The sequence below is a fragment of the Empedobacter sp. UBA5036 genome (assembly GCF_002415215.1).
GTDB classification, from domain to species: Bacteria; Bacteroidota; Bacteroidia; order Flavobacteriales; family Weeksellaceae; genus Empedobacter; species Empedobacter falsenii_B.
On the sequence record NZ_DICC01000018.1, the window covers coordinates 1 to 15,697 of the forward strand.

Genomic DNA, 15,697 nt, shown 5'->3' on the forward strand with positions numbered 1-15,697 from the left:
TTATTTTGATAAATTTTAAAGTTTTTATTTCAATAAGTCAATTCTTACTTTCACTCCAAAAACCCCTTTCGGAATCGGATGGCAAAGATAATACTTATTTAGATTCTCGCAAATTTATTTTTAAATAATTTTTGTCGCTACTAAGTCCTTATGTCAACTACAATACTACTCGTCTTTCGTATTGCGGTTGCAAATATACGGCTGGATTATTCGTTTTTCCAAACATACTTTACTTTTATTTTACATTCTAATCTTAAGTCGCTGGTACAATGGAAAATATTTTTTGTTTTTTTTAGATATGAGAAGTGAGATACGAGGTTTTAAAAGATAAAAGCCCGTTTTTACCGCAGAAAATGATTAGACGTTTTGCTTTTCTTGAACAAAAGAAAAGCAAAATGGATACTTTTGAAGGAACTACTCGGGAGAAATTCTACGAAGTAGAATCTATTTATAAATAAAAAAAGCTCGAATAAATCGAGCTTCATATAATTATTCATTCCATAATATTATACGAGATGTTCCAAAATTGTATTTAATTCTTGTAATTCGACCAAGAAACCATCGTGTCCAAAAATAGAATCAATTTCGATGAATTTTGCATTTGAAATATGATTCGCTATAAATTTTTGCTCACTTGGCGGAAATAATATATCCGAAGATATACCTATAACTATTGTATTGGATGAAATTTGAGCCAATGATTTCTCTAAAGACTCTCTCTTTCGAGCCAAATTTTGTGAATCCATCGCTTTCGAAAGTGTCCAATATGAATGTGCATTAAATCGATTTGCTAATTTTTCACCTTGATATTTTTGATAAGAAGACGCTTTGAAATCGTTGTAAACAGAATCCTTGTCTTTTTGCTTCTGTTCATATATAATATAGGTACGATAAGACAACATCGCAATTGTACGCGCCGCAATCAATCCATTTCTTCCTCCATCCTCAATTTTATCGTTAAAAGTTGAATCGGCTTCGATAGCCAAACGCTGCGATTCGTTGAACGCAATTCCCCATGGAGAATGTACCGCATTTGTCGCCAACAAAACCAAATTATCCACTTTAACTTGATCAAGTAACGTAAATTCTAACGCTTGTTGACCACCGAGTGAACCACCTATTAATAAATGAATAGTTGAAATTCCTAAATGATCTGCCAACAATTGGTGCGCATTTGCCATATCTTTTATCGTAATTGTAGGAAAATCTCGATAATAAGGCGAATTTGTTTCAGGATTTGTAGACAACGGATTTGTCGTTCCATAATTAGAACCAATCACATTGGCGCAAATAATAAAATGATCTTTTGGATTGAATAATTCATTTTCTCCAAAAAGACCAGCCCACCAATCAAAAACATCCGAGTTTGCCGTTAAAGCATGACAAACCCAGATGATATTATTTTTTTCGGGATTCAACGTTCCCGCTGTATGATAAGCAATGGTTAAATTTTCGAGAATTTGACCATTTTCTAATTGAAATGGCTTTGTATAATTATATTGATAAAAATTCACTGAATAAATTTATAACTAAAATACTTTGTTTATTTAATTTTATCAAAAGCTCGTTGAAGATCATTTTTGATATCATCAATATATTCAATTCCGACAGAAAGACGCAATAAACCAGGAAAAACTCCAGCAGATTTTTGTTCATCATCGCTCAGTTGTTGATGAGTTGTTGCAGAAGGATGAATAATTAACGATTTTGCATCGCCAACATTTGCCAAATGACTAATCAATTCTAAACTATCAATAAATTGATTCGCTTTGTCTGCATCACCTTTAATTTGGAATGATAAAACAGCTCCGAAACCATTTTTCAAATATTTTTTTGCCAAATGATGACTTGGAGAAGTAATTAATCCAGGATAATTCACTTTTTCAACTTGCGGATGAAGTTCTAACCAACGCGCAATTTCTAACGTATTGTCCAAATGTTTCTGAACTCTTAACGACAACGTTTCTAAACCTTGTAACAATAAAAAAGAATTGAACGGTGAAATTGCTGGACCAAAATCGCGCAAACCTTCAACACGCGCACGGATTATGAACTGAATATTACCAAAAGGACCATTCACTCCGAAAACATCGGAAAAAACTAAACCATGATAACCTTCTGATGGTTCAGAAAATTGTGGAAACTTTCCATTACCCCAATTATAATTTCCACCATCCACGATAACTCCACCAATCGAAGTTCCATGTCCACCAATCCATTTTGTTGCAGATTCTACGACAACATTTGCTCCATGCTCTAAAGGTTTGAAAATATAACCGCCCGCACCAAACGTATTATCCACAATAAATGAAATGTTATATTTTTGTGCAATTGCAGCAATTGCTTCAAAATCTGGAACATTAAAACTCGGATTTCCTATCGTTTCTGCATAAATCGCTTTTGTATTTTCATCAATTAATGATTCAATTTTTGTTGGATCTGCATCTTCAGCAAAGCGAACATCAACACCTAAACGCTTAAAACCAACTTTGAATTGATTATATGTTCCGCCATAAAGATTAGAAGCCGAAACAAAATTATCTCCTGATTCTAAAATATTATTTAAAGCAATAAATTGTGCCGCTTGTCCCGATGAAACAGCTAATGCCGGAACACCACCTTCCAGCGCAGCAATACGTTTTTCGAAAACGTCGGTTGTTGGATTTTGAATTCTTGTGTAAATGTTACCAAATTCTTTCAAAGCAAATAAATTTGCTCCGTGTTCGGCATCATTAAATACATAAGAAGATGTTTGATAAATTGGAACAGCTCGAGAGCCTGTTGTTGGGTCTACTTCTTGACCTGCGTGTACTTGTAAAGTATCGAAATGTAATTGTTTTTCTGTTGACATAATAAAATTGTTTTGAATGTGACTACGATTAATAAATAGTAGGTAGGTTAGTTAGCTAAAATTAGCAGCTGCACATTCGAATTTTACTATTGATACAATTATAGATGCTGTGAAGCAGGACGCCGTGTCCAAAAGAATGTTTTTTAGAATTGTACTTCATCTTTAAAAATTATTCATTTCTAACTACACTTTGTAGTTTTATATTTTATGTGAAATTAGAATAATTTTCTAAATAATAAAATTTATAATTAGTTTTTAGAAAATAAATCTATAAAATTGATTTAAAAAGAATATTCATGCCAAAAAGTTAAAAATATTTCTTTCGAAATCTATAAAAAGGATTTAAACAGAATAAAATTTGAAGTAAAAAAGAGAATATTAAGTAGAAAACATAAAAAAAGGAGATCAAAATTGATCTCCTTTTAAGTTTTATGATAAAAAAGTAATTAGTTTGCTAAAACGATTACTTTATTATTGTTCATTTCTATTGTTCCTCCTTTGATATCTAACAATAATGTAGATTCATTAGATGGAGAACTATAAACTTTTCCAGATTGATTATCGAAATCTTCGAAAGTTTTTGTGTGAACTTTAATTTTGATTGTTCCTTCACCTAAAGTTGCAACGATAGGAGCGTGGTTATTTAATAACTGAAATTCACCATCTTTACCTGGTAAAGTAACAGCATCTACTTCTGCATCGAAAACTACGAATTCTGGCGTAATAATTTGTAAGTGCATAATCCTATTGTTTTTAAAAAAAAGAGTACTTAGCAACTTTCAAAAAGAAAAGAAACGTAAGCACTCTTTATATGGTTAAATTATATTATTTAGCTTCTGCTAACATTTTTTCTCCAGCTTCAATCGCTTCTTCGATTGTACCACGTAAGTTGAATGCAGCCTCAGGATATTGGTCAACTTCACCATCTAAGATCATGTTGAATCCTTTGATTGTATCTTTGATGTCTACTAAAACACCTGGGATACCTGTAAACTGTTCTGCAACGTGGAATGGTTGAGATAAGAAACGTTGGATACGACGTGCACGGTGTACAACTAATTTATCCTCTTCTGATAACTCTTCCATACCTAAAATCGCGATAATATCTTGTAAAGCATTGTAACGTTGTAAGATTTCTTTTACACGTTGTGCTGTTTCGTAATGTTCTTTACCAATAATTGCTGGTGATAAGATACGAGATGTAGAGTTCAATGGATCTACCGCTGGGTAAATACCTAATGAAGCAATTTTACGATCTAATACCGTTGTAGCATCTAAGTGCGCGAAAGTCGTAGCTGGCGCAGGGTCAGTTAAATCATCGGCAGGTACATATACCGCTTGTACAGAAGTAATAGATCCGTTTTTAGTAGATGTAATACGCTCTTGCATAGCACCCATTTCAGTTGCTAATGTTGGCTGATAACCTACGGCTGATGGCATACGTCCTAATAGGGCAGAAACCTCAGAACCTGCTTGTGTAAAACGGAAGATATTATCTACGAAGAATAATACGTCACGTCCTTGACCTTGTCCATCTCCATCACGGAAATATTCAGCTAATGTTAAACCTGTTAAAGCAACACGAGCACGTGCACCTGGAGGTTCATTCATTTGTCCGAAAACGAAAGCTGCTTTAGACTCTTTCATGTTTTCACTGTTTACTTTAGATAAATCCCAAGATCCACCTTCCATAGAGTGCATGAAATCTTCACCGTAATTAATTAATCCAGCTTCAATCATCTCACGCATTAAGTCATTACCTTCACGAGTACGCTCACCAACACCAGCGAATACAGATAAACCTCCGTGTCCTTTAGCGATGTTGTTCATCAACTCCTGAATTAATACTGTTTTACCTACTCCGGCACCACCAAATAAACCAATTTTACCACCTTTTACGTATGGCTCTACTAAGTCAATTACTTTAATACCTGTAAATAAAACTTCTGCAGATGTTGATAATTCTTCGAATTTTGGAGCTGGACGGTGAATAGGTAAACCGTTTTCTTTGTCTAAATTCCCTAAACCATCAATAGCATCTCCAACTACATTAAATACACGTCCTTTGATGTTTTCTCCGATAGGAACCATAATTGGTTTTCCTAAAGCGATAACTTCTTGACCTCTTTGTAAACCATCAGAACTATCCATTGCGATACAACGTACAGTATCTTCACCGATGTGTTGCTCAACTTCAAGAATTAATGTTTCTTTTCCTTGACGAGGAACCTCTAATGCATCATAAATATTTGGAAGGCCTTCTGCGTTATCAAAAATAACGTCAATTACAGGTCCAATAACCTGTGCAATCTTACCTTTCTTTTGATTTGCCATTATATGAAATGATTTAGTTTATTTTATTTGGGTGCAAAGGTAAGTTAAAAACATTGTATAATTTATATACTTTTTAAGATTTTTGTCATAATATTTTGATTAGTAATCAGAATATTACAATCAAAGGAAATTAAAAATAGATTTGAAGTTCGATTTGAAAGCCTTAATTTTGTGCAAAATCATTTTTAGTGAACGTTTATCAATCCTTAGAAGAAATTAAACCTATCAAACGTCCTGTCCTTACTTTGGGCATGTTTGATGGTGTGCACATTGGACATCAATCTATTCTGAAACAACTCAATACAATTGCAAAAGAAATTGATGGAGAAAGTGTTTTGATTACTTTTAATCCACATCCCAGAATGGTTTTACAGCCAAATTGTGATCTTAAATTTTTGAACACTTTAGAGGAAAAAGAAAATGTTTTACGTCAATTTGGATTAGAACATTTGATTATTCAAGCGTTTACAAAAGATTTTTCACAAGTAACTTCTGTCGAATTTGTCAAAAATTTATTGGTTGATAAAATCAATATTGATACGTTAGTCATTGGTTACGATCATCATTTCGGGAAAAATAGAGAAGGAAATTTCGAGCAATTACAAGTTCTTTCGAAAGAATATGGTTTCAATTTGATTCAATTGCAAGCTGTCGAAGAAAATGATGTGGCGGTGAGTTCTACAAAAATTAGAAATGCACTTATCGAAGGAAATATCGCGTATGCGAATAAAGCGTTGAACTATCAATATCCGCTTTCTGGAGAAGTTGTTCATGGTGACAAAATTGGTCGTACACTTGGTTTTCCTACCGCTAATTTACAAGTTGATCCCAATAAATTAATTCCAAAAGATGGCGTTTATGCCGTTGATGTTTTTGTGGATAATCAAAAATATTTAGGTTTATTAAGCATCGGATTTAGAGAAACGGTTACCAATTCTCGTGAACATCGAGTAGAAGTGAATATTTTGGATTTTGATCGAGAAATTTATGGAGAAACAATTCGCCTTGAATTTTTAGGACATTTGCGAGATGAAAAGAAATTTGATTCGTTAGATGATTTAATCATCGCGATGAATCAAGACAAAGAAAATGCAATAAATTTATATGGAAATAATTAAAAAAAGGTTCGCTTTTAGCGAACCTTTTTTTAATCTCTATTTATTATAATATGTAAATATTTCTTTTTTATTTTTTTCCAAAACTCCCAAAAGCGTAGCATCAACCTTTGGTTCGTTTGTCGTTAAAACAATTTTACTATTTACTTTCTCGAATGTAATGACAAGATTATTCGTTGTACTTTCAAATGAAATTTTATTTTTCAATTTCTTCTGTAATTTAAAATTCGTTCGTAAAATATCTGATTTTACTGTAAACTTCAAAGGTTTATAAACAATTGCAGATTTGTCAATCTCAGATTTTTTTGGTGAAACATCTAAAACCGAAGCTGTTTCTAACGAAGAATTTGCAGCGCGTGTTTCTGCAACAACCGTCATTTTCATCACATCAGAAGTATCTTTTAATTTAGCATTTTGTCTACTTACACCATTTGCGACTACAACACCAGAAGCTTTACTTGCTAACTTATCTGAAATGACTGAATCTTTTGTGTTACCAAAATTTTGATTACTTGCCTTTGCAAATTGTCCTTCTTTTTCTATCGAATCTAAAACCTTAGAACGAGCTTCCATCGCTTGCGGTGCTGATAAAGTAACTGGAGCATTCGATGCAGAAGCATTAGATAATTGAGGAAAATATCCTTCGTCAGCAATTCCACCAGCAGGATGTCCTTCAATTACTTTATAAACAGGCTCTTTTGTAGCTTTATAATTCTTTACTATTTCTAGAGGTTTTTCCAAATCTTTATCTTTCGATTCCAAAACCACTATTTCTTCTTGTTCAGTAGGCGATTGCTCAATAACTGGGACATTTGTTTTGACAATTTCAAGTGAATTTTCTCTATTTTCAGTATTAATATTCTCGATAAAAAGCACAAAGTAAGGAATCGCAATCAACGCGAAAACGGCTGCAGAAAACCATACACTTGAAACAAATTCACGAATAGGTTTCTTTTCCTTTTCCTCATTCTGCAAACCAGATTCAATACGTTTCCACACCAAATCTCTCGGTTTTTCGCCGACAGTTTCGTTACTTCTTGATCGAAATAAATCTTCTATTGGATCGTTTGTGTTCACGATAAATTTGATTTTATATTTTCATTCATACTTAACATATCCTTCAATTTCGTCTTCGCTAAATTAAGTTGCGATTTCGATGTTCCTTCTGTAATTCCCAAACTTTCGGCAATTTCTTTGTGTTTATATCCCTCAATTACGTAGAGGGTAAATACGAGGCGACAGCCTTCGGGTAGATAATCGAGGAGTTTCATCACATCATCTTCTTCTATTTGTTGCGAAGCTTCTTGATTGGATGAAATAGAAGAGGAGTAATCGTCAACATTGAGATGAAAAATTTTATTTTTCCGCAACTCCATCAAACATTCATTAATCATAATTCTTCGCATCCATCCTTCAAAACTTCCTTCGAACGAATAATATTCAAGATTCTGAAAAATCTTCAAAAATCCTTTTACCAACGCATCTTCCGCTTGTTGTATATCGGTAAAATAACGTTTACAAACCGCAAAAAATCGCGCATCATATTTTTCGTAAAGCAATCGCTGTGCTTTCGAATCATTGCTGATACAAGCTTTTATGAGTTGTTTTTCGTCCAAAATACTTTTTCTTTCTTACTGTTTAGATGCGAAAATTACGCTTATGGATGCTTTGATAGCGTAAAATATTTGTTAAAGTTCTGAAAACTTATTCATTAAACATAAAAAAGTCGCTACAAGAGCGACTTTATTATATATTATTAATTGAAAATATTATCCAACTAAATTATGTTTTACTAGATATTCTGCAATTTGAACCGCGTTTGTAGCAGCTCCTTTGCGTAAATTATCTGCAACAATCCAACAATTTAATGCATTTGGTTGAGATAAATCACGACGAATACGACCTACAAAAACATCGTCTTTACCTTCTGAATAGAATGCCATTGGATAAGTATTTGTATCAGGATTATCTTGTACTGTTACACCTTCCTGTTCAGCTAATAATTTGCGAACTTCAGCTAAATCAAAATCATTCTCAAATTCGATATTTACAGACTCCGAATGTCCTCCTTGCACAGGAACACGAACCGCAGTAGCAGTAATATTCATTTCGTCCACACGCATAATTTTACGAGGCTCACGAGTCAATTTCAATTCTTCTTTTGTATAACCTGTTTCTTCATCAAACACATCACAATGAGGCAATGCATTTTTGAAAATTTGATATGGATAAACTTTCGCAACGTCACGTCCTTCAATTTCTCCATTCAATTGCTCCACAGCATCTTTACCTGTTCCCGTAACCGATTGATAAGTAGAAACAACTACACGTTTAATACCGTATTTTTTGTGTAAAGGATTAAGAACCATTACCAACTGAATTGTAGAACAGTTAGGATTTGCGATAATTTTATCATTTGTTGTTAAAATATCTGCATTGATTTCTGGTACAATCAACGGACGATCTGGATCCATTCTCCAAGCCGATGAATTGTCAATTACAGTTGTTCCAACTTCTGCAAACTTAGGCGCCCACTGTTTGGAAGTTTCTCCACCTGCTGAAAAGATTGCGATATCAGCTCGCATTTCTACAGCATCCTGCATTGATACAATTTTGTATTCTTTTCCTTTGTACTCAATAGTTTTTCCTATTGATCTTTCTGATGCTACTGGTATAATTTCAGTGATTGGAAAATTTCTTTCTTCCAAAACTTGGAGCATAACTCTGCCGACCATTCCGGTAGCGCCTACGACTGCTATTCTCATTTGTTTATTAAATAATGTATTATAAAATTTCGAATTGCTAATTTACTGATTATTTTGATACATTTTTCTCTCTTTCATAGGTTTAGCAATCTCTTTGATATGATATATTTTATGTTATGATGTTAATTCAGGTTTTTGAACTTTTCCTTGAATTAAAATTTATAAAACTCTTTTTTATAAGAATTTTGAACACAAAAAAAGTGGAAAAAATTGCTCCACTTTTCTATAATTGTATAAAAATCTTTTTACAAAAATTATTTTTTGATGATTTTTTCAATCTTCATTCCTTTATCTGTTTTGATTTTTAAAAGATAAACTCCACTTGGTAAAGATTGAACATCGATTGTTGATGATTTACTATCAACATACTTTATAGTTCTGGATATGCTAACTTAATTGGGAGTATAAGTTAAGGATAAACCCCTTAATTTTAAAATATGAAATCATCCCTCAAAATTTATTCATCCGACTTTAAAGTTAAAGCAGTATAATTAAGCTTTGAAAGAAATAATATTTCTGAATTGACAAGAGAATTAGGTATAACGGCAAGCTTAATTTATAAATGGCGCAAAGAATATTCTGAATTTGGATCAGGTAGCTTTCCAGGAAAAGGAAATCTAAAACTTACGTCAGAACAAGAAAAGATTTATGATTTAGAGCGTAAATTGAAAGAGGCCGAGCTTGAACGAGATATCTTAAAAAAAGCAATCACCATTTTTTCCAAGAGCGGTCGTTGAAATATAAATTCATCAACAATCATGAATTTCTTTATCCGCTTGAAAAAATGTGTAAAGTTTTAGAAGTTAGTCAAAGTAGTTATTATAGATGGAAAAAGAAGCCATTTTCGACAATATTTTTGCGAAAAGAGGAGCTGAAAAAGCAAATTTTATCAATTTATTTTGCTTCATAACAACGTTATGGAAGTCCGAATTACAGCAGAATTAAATCGTTTGGGCATTAAAATTTCCCGAATTACAGTTTCAAAATACATGAAAGAGCTTGGAATTAGAAGTAAATTAAGTAAGAAATTTAAAATTACAACAAATTCTAAACACAATTATTTGGTTGCAAAAAATGTGCTTAATAGAGATTTTAAAAGTGCTTAAGCTGGGCAAAAATGGTTGTCGGACATCACGTATATCAAAACTAATGAAGGTTTTATGTATTTAACAATTCTACTTGATTTGTACGATCGTAAAATAATTGGCTGGGGTTTGAGCGATGAAATGAGTACAGAAAAAACAAGTTTAGCAGCTTGGAAAATAGCTTTAATGAACAGAAAAATAGAGAATAATTTAATTTTTCATTCCGACAGAGGGATTCAATATGCCAATAATAAATTTGCTAATACTTTAAAGTCAAGCCCCGTCATTAGGAATATGTCTGACAAAGGAAATTGCTGAGATAATGCATTGTCAGAGAGTTTTTTTAAGACACTAAAAACTGAATTGATTTATCGAAATAAACGCCTTAATAAACAACAAACAAAATTAGAAATATTCCAATACATTGAGATATTTTACAAAAAAAAAGAAGACATAGTGCCTTAAATTATAAAACCATCGAAGAATTTAATCAAAAAAATATAATTTATAAAAATGTCGCTTAACTTATACTGTACATTTTGTTTGTATATTCATCATTCAATTTAATAACAACAAGATACAAAAAAGCGGAGAATATTCTCCGCTTTAAATTTATTATAATATCTTAATTAAGCAAACTCGTTGTAAGCGGCTTTCAAATTTTCTGCAATTGCTTCTGCAGAATGTCCTTCGATGTGGTGACGCTCTAACATATGTACTAATTCACCATCTTTGAATAAAGCAACTGCTGGAGAACTTGGAGGAAATGGAGCAAAAAACTCACGAGCTTTTGCTACAGCATCTTTATCAAATCCTGCGAAAACTGTTGTTAAATGTGTAGGAACTTTATCATTATCTAATGACATTACAACACCTGGTCTTGCAGCACCTGCAGCACAACCACAAACACTATTTACCATTACCAAAGTTGTTCCTTCTTGTTTGATTGCTGCTTCTACTTGTTCTGGAGTAGTTAAATCTTCAAAACCATTAGAAGTCAACTGAGCCTTCATCGGCATTACTATTTCTGCTGGATACATATTGTCCTTTTTTTGTTTTTAATAAAAATAAATTATTTTCAAAGTTACATAATTCTAAAACTTTTTAGAATACTTACTTTTGCAGTTACAAATTTACGTAGAATTTAGCAATATGAAATTGACTTTTGGTAAGAATGAGAAACTTAAAAGCAGAAAAGCATTCGATGAATTGTTTTCTGATGGAAAAACATTTGTTTCTCATCCGATTAGATTTGTCTACAAAATCAAGCCGAAAGCGGATTACAATATAAGGGTAGGAGTGAGTGTTGGGAAAAAAAAATTCAAACACGCGGTTGACCGAAATTTATTAAAACGTCGTGCTAAAGAAGCTTACAGATTGAATAAATTTTTACTTGAACCTAATGAAAAATATTCGATTGATTTAGTAATGATTTATACTTCGACAAAACATCAACCTTTTGAAGTGATTGAACAATCTGTCAAAACTTTATTAGAAAAATTAAACGAAGCGATACAAACAAAAAAAGATTAATCCGAGGATTAATCTTTTTCATTTATTATAAGTTGTAAAACTGTTTATTTCTTAAGATTTGCCTGCAATCTGAAAAAACTAAAGTATACAGATACTAAAATTAATCCACAAACCGATGCTCCAATTCCTAAAACGCTACGAAAGTTTTCTTCAGCCATAAAACCAGCTTTATAATCCATCTCATATAGGTTGTAACCTAAACCTATCAACAAAACGATTGTCGCGATATAAATATATGTTTTCATTAGATAATGAATTTTTAAATTTTAATTTCATTCATAAACAATGCACCGATATTTGACGTGAATAATTTGATTGCGATTGACAATAAAATTACTCCAAATACTTTTTTCAGCACCGATAAAACTCCAGGTCCCATCCATTTTTCGAGTTTTCCTGCGAATTTCAGCACCAAATATACGATTAACATATTTAATATAATCGCTATCACAATGTTAATATCTGCAAACTGCGAACGAAGCGAAAGTACAGTTGTCAACGATCCCGCACCCGCAACTAACGGAAACGCAATAGGAACGATGGATGCAGAGTTAGATTCGACTCCTTTTTGGATTTCAATTCCCAAAATCATTTCCAAAGCGATGATAAAAATCACAAAAGCTCCAGCAACGGCAAACGACTGAACATCAACACCAACTAATTTCAAAATTTTAGTTCCAAAAAACAAAAAAGAAATCATCAAAATACCTGCTGCAATCGAGGCTTTTTCGGACTGAATATGTCCAACTTTGCTTCGAATTCCTACAATAATTGGAATACTTCCTAAAATATCAATAACAGCAAAAAGCACGGCGAAAGTTGTTCCGATTTGATTGAAAGAGAATTTCTGAAAAAATGATATTATATTTTCCATTCGTATTTAGTTATAATTAATTGGTTGATGCAAAAATAGAAGTTTTTATGAACAATTTTTCATAAAAAAGCAATAAATCAATTCTTAATCCAACCAATTCTTAAAATCTGCCACTTTTTCGCGACTCACAATCATATCTTGTTCATTGTAAGTATTCAAAATTATTTTTAATCTTGAATTAGAATACATTGTAATTTCTTTAATCGAATCGATTTGGATGATTTGACTACGATTAATTCTAAAAAACTTTTTCGGGTCGATTTGTTCTTCCACTTTATCCAACGAAAAATCTACCAAATAATTTCGGTTTTCTTTTGTATGAATATACGTTGCTTTGTTTTCGCTAAAAAAACATTCGATATTATCGATTTCTATAATTTTGATTGATGTTCCTATTTTAATCGAAAAACGTTCTTTAAATTTTTCTGTTTGATTATTCGAAAAAAGACTTTTCAATTCATTTAGATTGAAACTTGAAGATGCTTGCTGAAATTGTCTTTCAAATTTTTCAATAGCAAACTTCAATTCCTCTTCATCAACAGGTTTCAACAAATAATCAACCGAGTTTAGTTTAAACGCTTTCAATACATATTCGTCATAAGCAGTCGTAAAAATAATCGCAGACGAAACATCTACTTGATTAAAAATCTCAAATGATAACCCATCTGATAACTGAATATCCAGAAAAATTAAATCAGGATTTGGATTCGTTTTCAACCACGTCACACTTTCTTCTACAGAATGCAACATTTCATGTATTTGATAACCCAATTTTTCTACACGTCGCTTTAATAAACGCGCAGCAGGCTTTTCATCTTCTATAATTAGTATTTTCATCACTGATTATTGCCACTTTTTATTTTGCTCTTTTTCCAAGATTTCTTTGGCTTTATTTTCTTCCCAACCAGAACCATACGCAAAAACTTTTACAGCATTTAGCGCTACGCCCAATCCCCAACCTAAAACTGGCCAATAAAACCACCAATGCCCGTTACTTGTAACTAAATTGAGAATAAAAAAGAATAAACTCATTACAATATAAGTTCCTAAATGTGCATAAAACTTTTTCAATTCTTTTGCGCGTTCTATTGCACGTTGATAAGCTTGTTGTTCGTCAAAATTTTGTGTATTCATAGTTTTATTTTTTTGTGTTAATATGGGAAGTTCTACACGAAATATTTGTTCATTTTTTTCGATATCTACTTCTCGATTAGAAATTAATTGATAACGATTAATAATATTTTTCAGTCCAATTCCTGTCGAATCTTTTATGGTTTCTTTTGGTTGGAAAGAATTTTCAATGATCAAATAATTATCTTTTTTATAAATTTTAATTTTAAGAGGTTTTTGATCAGATACAATATTGTGTTTGATTGTATTTTCTAATAAAATCTGCAAAGAAAGTGGCACAATAAATTCGGTTTCAGAGAAAGTTATTTGTTCAATTTCGAAATCGATGCTATTTTCAAATCTTAATTTTAGAAGGTTGACATAGGTTTTTGCAAAATTTATTTCTTCTTGAATCGACACAACTTCTTTGTCTTTTTGTTCTAAAACATATCGATAAATCTTAGAAAGTGATGTTGTAAAATCTATTGCATTCTCTGGATTCTCTTCTATTAAACCAGTTAAAACATTCAAACTATTGAATAAAAAATGTGGGTCTAATTGATTTTTTAAGGTTTCGAATTGTGCAGTTGCTGTTTCTGCTTTTGTTGATTCGATAACAATTTTACGTTCTAATTTATTTTTCTTTCTATCAAGAAAATAAAAAAGTGCTAAAAAGAATGTTGTAATTAACGCAACCAAAAAATAGTTAATCGTTTGATCGTAAAAAATATATTTTTGAAGAAGTTGATTTCCAAATTTCACAAAAACATAGTACAAAATCATCGTATAAAAAATTGAACGTAGAAAATACTTTCTTATCATTCTTTGTGAATCAGCTGATTCTGGTAAATTTTGCCTAAAATCATAAAAAATACTCGTATTTACAAAAGATGCTGCAACACTGAACGAAAAATATCCGATAAAATATTTGATGGCTTCTGGATGAAAAAATTGATTGAATGACACATTTGGCGATGTAAAAAATATCACGCTATAAATCAAAACATTGACTACAAATAGAATCAAAATATTGCGAACAATTAACTTTTTGTCAGAAACTATAATTCCATATACAAATTTGTAAATAATAAATCCTAAAATTAAGAAGCTAGTAAAATAACCTAATATTCTTCCTAAATCTTTAGATGATTCGACTATAAAATTGCGTTCATTTAAATTAAATTCTATAAGTAAAATAATTAATGTAAAAATTATTGAAAAAATAATTAACCCTATTTTTTGTACTTTTTCCATATTAAGCAATTAAATTAATCAACCAACAAACAATTTCGTTAATAAACTGAGCGACTAAAGCTATCATTATTGTACGTTTTTACATTCATTTTTCAACAATAGTTCAGCACGATCTTTTCCCCATTTGGGTTCGTTATTCTTTGGCTTTTCAGCATCAAATAAAGCTAAAGATTTTTTTACATTTTTACAATCTTGTGTAATATCTATTCCACTATATTTTGCAGCATTGATATTGAACTCAGACAAACCTAAAACAGAACGTGGATTAGTAGGGTCTAACATCAACGATTTTTGATAGATTTGTACTACTTCTGGATAATAAATTGCTCCATTTTGCATTGGATTCTGCACAATTTCTGCTGTTAAATACAACGCTTTTAAATTTAGAATTTCTACATTTAATGGATTATTTCTGACTAAATCATCGATTTGAGTTTTTACATTCAAAAGAATTTCTTCATTTTTAGCAATATCTTTTGATTCGAACGTTTTCAAAACTTCAGAAAAAGTCAAGTAATATTTAGGCAACCATTCATTTGGATAATCATTTATTAATTGCTTAAAATTAACTTCAGAAGAATGATTTCCTTTGTTCCATTCCGTTAAAGTTTTATTCATATCTGATTCAAAATTCTTTTGTGCAAAAGTTGATACAGTGAATAAAATTGCGCTTGTTAAGAAAATTGTTTTCATCATTTGTGTTTTTTAATTTGTTGAGTCAAAGTTCTTACAAACACTTTTCGTTTGAAATTATATGTTACCGAATTGTAAAATAT

At 31.5% G+C, this 15,697-nt stretch carries 20 protein-coding genes; 6 read left to right on the forward strand and 14 right to left on the reverse strand.

The genetic code is table 11. The features are described 5' to 3' along the window. Positions 1–506: 506 nt before the first annotated feature. The 4 genes from B4J88_RS02035 to atpD all read right to left on the reverse strand — a co-directional run bounded on the left by B4J88_RS02035 (position 507) and on the right by atpD (position 5,185). Positions 507–1,514: a homoserine O-acetyltransferase family protein gene (locus B4J88_RS02035; RefSeq protein WP_038336140.1), complete on the reverse strand. Its 1,008-nt coding sequence runs from the start codon at positions 1,512–1,514 to the stop codon at positions 507–509. Between the two features lie 29 nt (positions 1,515–1,543). Next, the gene (locus tag B4J88_RS02040; RefSeq protein ID WP_291066087.1) at positions 1,544–2,851 is read right to left on the reverse strand and encodes an O-acetylhomoserine aminocarboxypropyltransferase/cysteine synthase family protein; all 1,308 of its coding nucleotides are present in this window, start codon (positions 2,849–2,851) and stop codon (positions 1,544–1,546) included. Positions 2,852–3,297: 446 nt separating this feature from the next. Next, positions 3,298–3,591 carry a F0F1 ATP synthase subunit epsilon gene (locus tag B4J88_RS02045; protein WP_038336143.1) on the reverse strand — a complete coding sequence of 98 codons (294 nt, stop codon included), beginning with the start codon at positions 3,589–3,591 and terminating at the stop codon, positions 3,298–3,300. Positions 3,592–3,676: 85 nt separating this feature from the next. Beyond that, positions 3,677–5,185: a F0F1 ATP synthase subunit beta gene (atpD, locus tag B4J88_RS02050; protein WP_114998651.1), complete on the reverse strand. Its 1,509-nt coding sequence runs from the start codon at positions 5,183–5,185 to the stop codon at positions 3,677–3,679. A gap of 188 nt (positions 5,186–5,373) precedes the next feature. Here atpD and B4J88_RS02055 point away from each other — a divergent pair, with 188 nt between their 5' ends. After that, the gene (locus B4J88_RS02055; RefSeq protein ID WP_291066089.1) at positions 5,374–6,303 is read left to right on the forward strand and encodes a bifunctional riboflavin kinase/FAD synthetase; all 930 of its coding nucleotides are present in this window, start codon (positions 5,374–5,376) and stop codon (positions 6,301–6,303) included. A 36-nt stretch (positions 6,304–6,339) separates the two neighbouring features. On the opposite strand, the gene B4J88_RS02060 is transcribed toward B4J88_RS02055, so the two are convergent. The 4 genes from B4J88_RS02060 to B4J88_RS15190 form a co-directional block, all read right to left on the reverse strand. After that, on the reverse strand, positions 6,340–7,377 hold the full coding sequence (locus B4J88_RS02060) for a hypothetical protein (protein WP_291066090.1): 1,038 nt from the start codon (positions 7,375–7,377) through the stop codon (positions 6,340–6,342). Next, positions 7,374–7,916, reverse strand: a complete 543-nt coding sequence (locus tag B4J88_RS02065) for an RNA polymerase sigma factor (protein WP_291066091.1) — start codon at positions 7,914–7,916, stop codon at positions 7,374–7,376. Before B4J88_RS02065 ends, B4J88_RS02060 begins: the two co-directional genes overlap by 4 nt. Positions 7,917–8,069: 153 nt before the next feature. Next, positions 8,070–9,065: an aspartate-semialdehyde dehydrogenase gene (locus B4J88_RS02070; protein WP_038336152.1), complete on the reverse strand. Its 996-nt coding sequence runs from the start codon at positions 9,063–9,065 to the stop codon at positions 8,070–8,072. Between the two features lie 254 nt (positions 9,066–9,319). Beyond that, on the reverse strand, positions 9,320–9,451 hold the full coding sequence (locus B4J88_RS15190) for a T9SS type A sorting domain-containing protein (protein ID WP_414646643.1): 132 nt from the start codon (positions 9,449–9,451) through the stop codon (positions 9,320–9,322). 135 nt (positions 9,452–9,586) lie between these two features. Here B4J88_RS15190 and B4J88_RS02075 point away from each other — a divergent pair, with 135 nt between their 5' ends. From B4J88_RS02075 to B4J88_RS02090, 4 genes are all read left to right on the forward strand, one after another. Next, positions 9,587–9,802 carry a transposase gene (locus tag B4J88_RS02075; protein ID WP_291066092.1) on the forward strand — a complete coding sequence of 72 codons (216 nt, stop codon included), beginning with the start codon at positions 9,587–9,589 and terminating at the stop codon, positions 9,800–9,802. A gap of 180 nt (positions 9,803–9,982) precedes the next feature. Next, on the forward strand, positions 9,983–10,171 hold the full coding sequence (locus B4J88_RS02080; protein ID WP_291066094.1) for an IS3 family transposase: 189 nt from the start codon (positions 9,983–9,985) through the stop codon (positions 10,169–10,171). A gap of 15 nt (positions 10,172–10,186) precedes the next feature. Next, complete coding sequence (locus tag B4J88_RS02085) at positions 10,187–10,468, forward strand: DDE-type integrase/transposase/recombinase (RefSeq protein WP_291066096.1); 282 nt, start codon at positions 10,187–10,189, stop codon at positions 10,466–10,468. A 45-nt stretch (positions 10,469–10,513) separates the two neighbouring features. Beyond that, entirely contained in the window at positions 10,514–10,615 is a 102-nt protein-coding gene (locus B4J88_RS02090) for a hypothetical protein (protein ID WP_291066240.1), read from the forward strand. A 164-nt stretch (positions 10,616–10,779) separates the two neighbouring features. On the opposite strand, the gene B4J88_RS02095 is transcribed toward B4J88_RS02090, so the two are convergent. Beyond that, on the reverse strand, positions 10,780–11,190 hold the full coding sequence (locus B4J88_RS02095; RefSeq protein ID WP_286478602.1) for a BrxA/BrxB family bacilliredoxin: 411 nt from the start codon (positions 11,188–11,190) through the stop codon (positions 10,780–10,782). A 112-nt stretch (positions 11,191–11,302) separates the two neighbouring features. Between B4J88_RS02095 and rnpA the strand changes: the two genes are divergently transcribed. Then, entirely contained in the window at positions 11,303–11,683 is a 381-nt protein-coding gene (rnpA, locus tag B4J88_RS02100) for a ribonuclease P protein component (protein WP_291066098.1), read from the forward strand. Positions 11,684–11,727: 44 nt separating this feature from the next. Here the strand turns inward: rnpA and B4J88_RS02105 are convergent, their stop codons facing one another. The 5 genes from B4J88_RS02105 to B4J88_RS02125 form a co-directional block, all read right to left on the reverse strand. Beyond that, on the reverse strand, positions 11,728–11,928 hold the full coding sequence (locus B4J88_RS02105) for a hypothetical protein (RefSeq protein ID WP_125350576.1): 201 nt from the start codon (positions 11,926–11,928) through the stop codon (positions 11,728–11,730). A gap of 14 nt (positions 11,929–11,942) precedes the next feature. Next, positions 11,943–12,557, reverse strand: a complete 615-nt coding sequence (locus B4J88_RS02110) for a MarC family protein (RefSeq protein ID WP_291066100.1) — start codon at positions 12,555–12,557, stop codon at positions 11,943–11,945. Between the two features lie 84 nt (positions 12,558–12,641). Continuing rightward, positions 12,642–13,394, reverse strand: a complete 753-nt coding sequence (locus B4J88_RS02115; protein ID WP_291064310.1) for a LytR/AlgR family response regulator transcription factor — start codon at positions 13,392–13,394, stop codon at positions 12,642–12,644. Positions 13,395–13,400: 6 nt separating this feature from the next. Further along, positions 13,401–14,921 (reverse strand): histidine kinase, encoded by a 1,521-nt coding sequence (locus B4J88_RS02120; protein WP_291066102.1) that lies wholly within the window; start codon positions 14,919–14,921, stop codon positions 13,401–13,403. Between the two features lie 66 nt (positions 14,922–14,987). After that, a complete protein-coding gene (locus B4J88_RS02125; protein WP_221855683.1) occupies positions 14,988–15,614 on the reverse strand; it encodes a hypothetical protein in 627 nt (208 codons plus the stop codon). Positions 15,615–15,697: the final 83 nt, after the last annotated feature.

What these genes read in the sequence shown, in the direction of transcription:
- B4J88_RS02070 (WP_038336152.1), bottom strand. Translation starts at nt 9,065, where the DNA reads ATGAGAATAGCAGTCGTAGGCGCTACCGGAATGGTCGGCAGAGTTATG.
- atpD (WP_114998651.1), bottom strand. Translation starts at nt 5,185, where the DNA reads ATGGCAAATCAAAAGAAAGGTAAGATTGCACAGGTTATTGGACCTGTA.
- B4J88_RS02040 (WP_291066087.1), bottom strand. Translation starts at nt 2,851, where the DNA reads ATGTCAACAGAAAAACAATTACATTTCGATACTTTACAAGTACACGCA.
- B4J88_RS02105 (WP_125350576.1), bottom strand. Translation starts at nt 11,928, where the DNA reads ATGAAAACATATATTTATATCGCGACAATCGTTTTGTTGATAGGTTTA.
- B4J88_RS02045 (WP_038336143.1), bottom strand. Translation starts at nt 3,591, where the DNA reads ATGCACTTACAAATTATTACGCCAGAATTCGTAGTTTTCGATGCAGAA.
- rnpA (WP_291066098.1), top strand. Translation starts at nt 11,303, where the DNA reads ATGAAATTGACTTTTGGTAAGAATGAGAAACTTAAAAGCAGAAAAGCA.
- B4J88_RS02120 (WP_291066102.1), bottom strand. Translation starts at nt 14,921, where the DNA reads ATGGAAAAAGTACAAAAAATAGGGTTAATTATTTTTTCAATAATTTTT.
- B4J88_RS02080 (WP_291066094.1), top strand. Translation starts at nt 9,983, where the DNA reads ATGGAAGTCCGAATTACAGCAGAATTAAATCGTTTGGGCATTAAAATT.
- B4J88_RS02110 (WP_291066100.1), bottom strand. Translation starts at nt 12,557, where the DNA reads ATGGAAAATATAATATCATTTTTTCAGAAATTCTCTTTCAATCAAATC.
- B4J88_RS02115 (WP_291064310.1), bottom strand. Translation starts at nt 13,394, where the DNA reads ATGAAAATACTAATTATAGAAGATGAAAAGCCTGCTGCGCGTTTATTA.
- B4J88_RS02125 (WP_221855683.1), bottom strand. Translation starts at nt 15,614, where the DNA reads ATGAAAACAATTTTCTTAACAAGCGCAATTTTATTCACTGTATCAACT.
- B4J88_RS02095 (WP_286478602.1), bottom strand. Translation starts at nt 11,190, where the DNA reads ATGTATCCAGCAGAAATAGTAATGCCGATGAAGGCTCAGTTGACTTCT.